This window comes from Kitasatospora sp. NPDC101155 (assembly GCF_044768305.1).
GTDB lineage: Bacteria > Actinomycetota > Actinomycetes > Streptomycetales > Streptomycetaceae > Kitasatospora.
Window position 1 is genome coordinate 1 of sequence record NZ_JBIWPN010000153.1, and the last position, 1,747, is coordinate 1,747.

The 1,747-nt window shown below is 72.9% G+C and carries 1 pseudogene; it reads left to right on the top strand.

The annotated features are described in order from the left end of the window. Positions 1 to 17: 17 nt before the first annotated feature. Positions 18 to 1,747 (top strand): annotated as a pseudogene (locus ACIRYZ_RS46505) (hypothetical protein); the annotation flags it as partial.

The window sequence follows — 1,747 nt, forward strand, 5'->3', positions numbered from 1 at the left end:
CCGGACGGAGGGCTGAGATGACCACCGCCACCGCCCGGCAGACCGTCCCCACCATCGGCGACGTCGTCCGGCGGCTGCCCGGGTGGCTGCGCGAGCACGTCTGGTCCGCCGTGACCGGGGCCGTGGTCGGCGGCGTGATCGGCTACACCGTGAACGTCTTCCTGATCGCCGTCCGCTACGGCGGCTGGCGGAAGGTGCCACCCGGGGCACCGGCCACCACCCACGGCAACTTCTTCCAGGGCGCACTGTTCTGGGGCCTGCTCACCACCGTGCTGTTCGGGGTGTTCGGCTACTGGCACGCCGTCGGCACCACCCGCTTCCTGGCCGACCTGCGCGCACTGCCGCAAACCCTCGCCGGGCTGGTCCGGGGCGACCGGTCATCCTCCGTCCACCTGCTGTGGGGCGCGGCGATCGCGCTGCTGGCCGCCCAGATCATCCCGCCCGCAGCCGGAGCGGTGCTCGCCGTCGGCGTGCTCACGGGAGCACCGACCGTGCTCGGGAGCATCGTGTCGACGTCCCTGCGCCGGATCTGGTCGGCCGTGGTCAAACAGATCGCCCCGACCCGCCACCACCGCATCACCGACATCACCGGCATGACGGTGGGCCTGCTCGGCTCCGCCGCATCGCTGACCGTCGCCTCGTTCATCACCGACAGCCCGGTCAAGTACGGCCTGGCCGGCGCCCTCGCGCTGGCCGCCGTACTGATCTCCGCCACCGGTGCGCGTCCGCCCGCCACCGCCTGCGTCGTACTGCTGGTCGGCGCCGTGCTGCTCCTGCACGGGCTCACCGACACCATCCCCGCCCACGCCGACGACGGCGGATCGCTCGAATGCAAGCTCCGGGGCGAGGCCTGGCTGAGCTGCACCGGCAGCAGCACGGTGCTGCGATACGCCACCGCCGGGGCGACCGCCGCGGCGGCAGGCGGCATCCTCGGCACGTTCCTCGGAAACCTCGCCGGCACCCTGACGGGCCCGCCCCCCACCGGCCCACCCGACGACAGCGGCCCGGACGACAGCGGCCCGGACGGCGGCGAACCGCCCCGGCAGCCACAGCCCGGCATGCCACCCGGCGACCGCCAGGCAATCAACAACTGGATCCAGGGACTGCTGGACGACCCGGCCTTCCAACGCTGGCGCGCCACCCACCCCGGCTCCACCGAACCACCCACCGACGCCGAGTTCAACCAGTACCTCAACTGGCGCCACGCCCAGGGGATGACGGACCCGGCCCTGACCCTGCCCAGCACGCGCGCCGACCTCCCGGTGGACACCGGACCACTCCCGACACTCCCACCGGAGGAACCGGCACCGCTGCTCCCGATCCTGCCGCCCGGCCCCGAGCCACCGGACGAAGGACCCAGCCGGGACGCCCAGCCCATACCCGACCAGCCCACCGCTCCCGCCGACCAGCCCCCCGCTCCCGCCCCCGCGCCGCCGCCCGCACCCGACCCCGCCCAGGCGATCCGGAACCGGCTCCAGGCGCTGAGCGACGCCAACTACTACGACCCCGACCCCGACCACCCGTCGAACTACTGGCAGCGGCTGCAGGGCCTGCTCGACAACATCGACCCGGCCAAGGGCCTCACGCCCGACCAGCTGCAGACCATCACGGACCTGGAGAAGAACCTCCAGGACGCCAACACGAAGGGACTGGAAGCCCGCAAGACGGCCCGCGACGACGGAATGACGAAGCTCCTCGCCGCCGACACCAAGCGGGACCAGGACTACACCGACTACCTCCACCAGCT